Annotated in this window: 1 protein-coding gene; it reads right to left on the bottom strand. The window is 62.3% G+C overall.

Translation table 11 applies throughout. The features are described 5' to 3' along the window. A partial coding sequence (locus tag SB719_RS23100) for a response regulator (RefSeq protein ID WP_412160182.1) occupies positions 1-215 on the bottom strand: 215 nt, incomplete at its 3' end. Positions 216-228: the final 13 nt, after the last annotated feature.

Below are 228 nucleotides of genomic sequence, written 5' to 3'. Positions count from 1 at the left end.
AGCCCCTGCAACTCCGCATAACCTGTAAGAAACACCACCGGCACGTGGGGGTACCGTTCGCGGGCCGCCAGCGCCAGTTGTGCGCCGTTGAACTCGGGCATGGCGAAATCAGTCAGCAGCAGGTCAATATCGTCATCCAGCAAGGCCAATGCCTGCTCGCCGCTGTGCGCCTGGCGCACCTGGTAGCCGTATTGGCGTAACACATCGCCAAGCATGTCGCGCACCAGG

The organism is Pantoea sp. SIMBA_079 (assembly GCF_046940275.1).
GTDB lineage: Bacteria > Pseudomonadota > Gammaproteobacteria > Enterobacterales > Enterobacteriaceae > Pantoea > Pantoea borealis.
This window is presented reverse-complemented; position numbering and strand designations above follow the sequence as displayed.